Source organism: Streptomyces sp. NPDC001443, assembly GCF_053597355.1.
In genome coordinates this window covers 1-4922 of the sequence record NZ_JBSFIA010000092.1, presented here as the reverse complement: position 1 = coordinate 4922, position 4922 = coordinate 1, and the positions used below count along the sequence as shown (strand labels likewise).

Genomic DNA, 4922 nt, shown 5'->3' with positions numbered 1-4922 from the left:
GGGAAACGACGCTAGGCCCCTCCCCTCGCCTGCTCCTCGCGCACCGCTGGAGCGCGAACACCGCACCCCCGGCCGACTCGCGAACCACGCAGGTCGGTGAGCGCCCGGTGCTCGCGCTCCGCTCCGGCTGCCCCGCAGGCCGCTCGGACGTGAGGTCGTTCTGCGTACGGGGCCCGGCAGGAGCGGGTCGTCCAGACCCCTGCGCCCGGCGCCCTGCGCACCGCGCTCGCCGTGAACGCGGGGCGGGCCGGCCGGTCAGCCGACGAACTCGGGGAACCTCGCGACCGTCTCGGCCGGCCCGGGCATGGCCTGGACCTCGCGGGCAACCCTGCGGGCGGCCTCCTGGTGCGCGCCGTCGGTCAGCAGGGTGCGCATCTCGGTCTCCACCGCCTCGGCGGTCACGTCCTCGCCGAGCAGCAGGCGGCCCGCTCCGGTCGCGGACACCGCGGGCGCGTTGCCGAACCCGTCGCTCTCCGCCGGCAGGATCAGCTGGGGCAGCCCCGCGGCCAGCGAGGCCAACGTGGTGCCGTGGCCGCCGTGGTGGACGATGGCGGTGGCGTGCCGCAGTGCCTCGGCCTGCGGCACCCAGGGAAGCGCGACGACATGGTCCGGCAGGTCACCCAGCTCGGTCGGGTCGACCAGAGCGCTCGTCGCGACGAGGACCCGTACGTCCAGCGGCAGCAGGCCGTCGATCACGGTGCGCAGCCGCTCCGCGGAGCCGACCACGGTGCCGAAGGTCAGATAGACCAGAGGGCCCTCCCCCTGGGTGACGCTCGCGGGCAGCTCACCCGGTTCGCTGAAGGAGGCGGGCCGCTGCGGGATCACCTGGACGCCCGAGGCCAGGAACTCCTGGTTCTGTACGACGGGAGGGCAGATGTCGATGTACGGGTTGCCCAGGGTGGGATCCTGGCCGATCTTGTCGGCCACCCCCAGGTCGCTCGCCGTGGCGAACAGCTCCTGCGGGATCAGCGGGTCGGACGAGACCCGGCCGATGCTCTGGGACACGGCGGGCACACCCGCCGCCGCGGCCGCGAAGGCGGCGCCGGGATTGAGGCTCTCGTAGACGACCAGGTCCGGCCGGACGGAGTCGAGGGCCGGGGTGAGATCCGCGAACACACTGCGCGGCAGCACCGAGCCGAACGCCTTCACGGCCAGGGCCGCCAACACCTCGGGCGGCACGTCACTGGCCTGTACGTCACCGCCGTTGGCCTCCAGGAACGCCTGGCCGCCGGCCGCCTCTATGAACGCCTCGGGGACGGTGAGCCCACTGGTGACCGGCCGCAGCCCCGCCTTCTCGACGATCGGGTGGAACTGCTCGTGGGTGGCGAACCAGACCTCGTGCCCGGCCGCCTGCGCCGCCTGCGCGAGCGGAACCAGGGGGAACACGTGCCCGTAGTTTCCGAGGCTTGCGAAGAGAACCTTCATGTCGCACACGGCCTTTCTGCCGTTCGGAGCTCTGAGGGGAGATGACATGGTGCCGACCTGCGGCCCGACGCGGTGTCGTCGGGCCGGGCCGCAGGTCGGCGTATGCGGTGTCAGCGGGCGACCGAGGAGGCCGGTGCGGCCGCGTCCTGGACCGGTGCGCCGCTGGGCTGCTCCTGCGCACCGGCGGGCCGGGTGGAGAAGAGCATCACGACAGCGGCGATCGCCATGGCCGCCGCGCCGACCCACAGGGCGGGCACGAAGCCGTCGACGAAGTCCCGGCCCGACGCGTAGCCGCCGTTGTGGGTGAAGACGGTGGTGAGGACGGTCACTCCGAGCGGCGCGCCCAGCTCGCGGGCGGCCGAGTTCGCGCCGGAGGCGATGCCCTGCTCGGAGACGTCGACGGAACCCATCGTCAGGGTGAACAGCGGGGCGAAGAAGCAGGCCACGCCCACGCCGCCCAGGAGGAAGCCGGGCAGTTGCTCGGCGTAGGACGCGTCGGGGCTCAGCACCAGCGCCCAGTAGGCGAATCCGGCGGCGAGCATCGCGAGTCCGAAGACCGCGACGGGACGTCCGCCGATCCGGTCCGACACCATGCCCGCGACGGGCGCCACCACGATCGGCATCGCCGTCCAGGCCAGCATCCGCACGCCCGCCTCCGTCGGCGTCATGTGCTGGATGTTCTGCATGAACTGCGTGATGAGGAAGACCACGCCGTACATGCCGAAGGCCATCAGCAGGGCGCCGCCGTTGACGGCGCTGAAGGCCCGGTTGCGGAACATGCGCATGGGCAGCATCGGCGCGCTGCTGCGCCGCTCCCACTGGACGAACGCGACGACCAGCAGGACACCGGCCACCAGGGGACCCAGGACCTGCGGGGAGCCCCAGCCGTCGTCGCTCGCCCGGATCAGGCCGTAGACGAGACCGAGGATGCCGAGGCTGACCAGCGCCGTGCCCGGCATGTCCAGACGGTTGTTCGGGCCGCGGCTCTCGGCCAGACCGCGCCAGGCGGCCGGGGCGAGCAGCAGGCCCACCGGCACGTTGATCCAGAAGATCCAGTGCCAGGAGATGTGCTGCGTCACGACACCACCCACCAGCGGGCCGCCCGCGATGGACAGTCCGCTGACCGCGCTGTAGATGCCGAGGGCCGCGCCCCGTTTCGCTGCGGGCACGGCATGGGTGAGCAGGGTGAGGGAGAGCGGCATGATGATGGCGGCGCCGACACCCTGGACCACGCGGGCGGCGATCAGCTCGCCGATGCCCGGTGCCAGGGCGGCCGCGGCCGACGCGGCGGTGAACAGCAGCAGACCGGTGACGAACATCCGGCGGCGCCCGAACCGGTCGCCCAGGGCGGCACCGAACATCATCAGCACGGCGAACGACAGCGTGTAGGCGTTCACCGTCCATTCCAGGTCCTTCAGGCTGCCACCGAGATCGTCCCTGATGGTGGGCAGTGCGATGAGGACCACCAGATTGTCGAGCCCCGCCATGAAGGCGGTCAGGCCCGTGATCAGTGTGGCCATGCCCGGGGATTTCCCCACCCCGGCCGTATCGCCGGCGGCGAGCTTGTCAGTACTCATTCGGGGATTTCCTTCCGACTTCACCATGGGGCAATGGTTTGCGCAGCGCGGTCGCGACGAAGGACGGTCCGCTGCGGACCGCGCAGAGCATCGCGCCGAGGCTAGGCAGTCGGGCTCGAGCACCGGTCGAGTCGCGATGTGCGCCACCCGGGCCGCGACCGCCTCCACTGCTGCTCAGCCCGCACCCGACCGGGCCCCAGCACCATCACCGCATCCATCCGCCCACCCTGGGAGGCAGCGCATGACAACGGAACCGACCGACCGGCCCCTGTGGCTTCGTCCGGCTGCGCCGAGTACGGCCACCGCCGACGGGATTCGGCAAGGGAGCGAGAGCTGAGATGAAGGGCATCATTCTCGCGGGCGGCAGCGGCACCCGGCTGCGCCCGCTGACCGGGGCTCTGTCCAAACAGATCCTGCCGGTCTACGACAAGCCCATGATCTACTACCCGCTCTCCACGCTCATGCTGGCCGGTATCCGGGACATCCTGGTGATCTCGTCCAAGGACCACTCGGACAGCTTCCGGACGCTCCTCGGGGACGGCTCCCGGCTCGGCCTGAACATCGAGTACGCCGAACAGGAGCAGCCGCGCGGTATCGCCGAGGCGCTGATCATCGGCGCCGACTTCATCGACGGCGACCAGGTCGCACTGGTGCTCGGCGACAACATCTTCCACGGGCCGCGTTTCGGGCTGCTCCTCGACGACGCGGTACGTCGGCTCGACGGCGCGGCGCTGTTCGGCTACCAGGTGCGCGACCCGCACCGCTACGGGATCGGGGAGATCGACGAGAAGGGCCGGCTGCTGTCGCTGGAGGAGAAGCCGCGCCACCCGCGCTCCAACCTCGCGGTGACCGGGCTGTACTTCTACGACAGTGACGTGGTCGGGATCGCCAAGAACCTCTCCCCCTCCGCCCGGGGCGAGTTGGAGATCACCGATGTCAACCAGGCCTACCTGGCGCAGGGCCGGGCTCAGCTCACCCCGCTCGGCCGCGGCTTCGCCTGGCTGGACATGGGCACGCACGACTCGCTGCTCCAGGCGGCGCAGTACGTCCAGTTGGTCGAGCAGCGGCAGGGCGAGTTCATCGCCTGCGTCGAGGAACTGGCGCTCAACCGCGGCTTCATCACCCCCGAGCAGTGCCTCCGCCTCGGCGAGGAGATGAGGGGCACCGACTACGGCGCCTACGTCACGGAGGTGGCGTCCCGCCGTATCCCGCGAGCGGCCGTCCGCGCCGCCTGACGAGACAGCGCCGCCGTCGCCGCCGCGACCGGCGGGACGAGGTCCCGCTTCCCCGGCCCCGAGTCCCCGCGAGCGCCGCCGGCTTCGTCATCGCCGTCGTCACGCTGCCCGAGTACCGCGGCCGGGGCATCGGCGGCGCCCTGGTGCACCACCTGGTCCGACTGTCCCTGGCGTCGGGGCGCGAGCGGTGGGAACCGCCCGAGCGGCGACCGACGGAGCTGAAGTCTCCACTTGAATGAGAACTTCACCCGTCACCGATGAACCGGACACTGTCCGTGAAGCCCTCACCCACGAAGAATTCCGGTCATTGGAGCACAGCCGACCACGTCAGTGAGGACCTTCCCGATGAGCCACGCCAGCGCCACGCCCATCAGCCCCCGCTCGGCGCGCATCACCGAGACAGCCCCGGCACGCCCGCTCCTCGTGGTCGAGACCCTCGACCACTCCGCCGGCTCCACCATGCTCTTCGCCTACGGCACGAAAGCCGCACCCACCGGCACCACCCCGTTCACCTTCTGCGCCGAACCGGTTCCCGCCGACACGGCCCAGTTCACCTACTGCGCCCAGACCGCCCCCGCGGACACGGCCCAGTTCACCTTCTGCGCCGAACCGGTTCCCGCCGACACGGCCCAGTTCACCTTCTGCGCCCAGACCGCCCCCGCGGACACGGCCCAGTTCACCTTCT

The 4922-nt window shown here is 71.3% G+C and carries 5 protein-coding genes; 3 read left to right on the top strand and 2 right to left on the bottom strand.

Annotation, left to right across the window (positions count from 1 at the left end):
- Nucleotides 1-255: 255 nt before the first annotated feature.
- Both ACWC24_RS41755 and ACWC24_RS41750 read right to left on the bottom strand, forming a co-directional pair.
- On the bottom strand, nucleotides 256-1386 hold the full coding sequence (locus ACWC24_RS41755; RefSeq protein WP_450668151.1) for a glycosyltransferase: 1131 nt from the start codon (nucleotides 1384-1386) through the stop codon (nucleotides 256-258).
- A gap of 149 nt (nucleotides 1387-1535) precedes the next feature.
- Entirely contained in the window at nucleotides 1536-3002 is a 1467-nt protein-coding gene (locus ACWC24_RS41750) for a DHA2 family efflux MFS transporter permease subunit (protein ID WP_450668150.1), read from the bottom strand.
- Nucleotides 3003-3340: 338 nt separating this feature from the next.
- Between ACWC24_RS41750 and rfbA the strand changes: the two genes are divergently transcribed.
- The 3 genes from rfbA to ACWC24_RS41735 form a co-directional block, all read left to right on the top strand.
- Nucleotides 3341-4237 carry a glucose-1-phosphate thymidylyltransferase RfbA gene (gene rfbA / locus ACWC24_RS41745; protein ID WP_450668149.1) on the top strand — a complete coding sequence of 299 codons (897 nt, stop codon included), beginning with the start codon at nucleotides 3341-3343 and terminating at the stop codon, nucleotides 4235-4237.
- Nucleotides 4135-4476, top strand: coding sequence for a GNAT family N-acetyltransferase (locus ACWC24_RS41740; protein WP_450668148.1), 342 nt, complete (start codon nucleotides 4135-4137; stop codon nucleotides 4474-4476). The genes rfbA and ACWC24_RS41740 overlap by 103 nt, the downstream gene beginning before the upstream one ends.
- 106 nt (nucleotides 4477-4582) lie before the next feature.
- Nucleotides 4583-4922 (top strand): hypothetical protein (locus ACWC24_RS41735; RefSeq protein ID WP_450668147.1); only part of this gene is annotated, 340 nt, incomplete at its 3' end.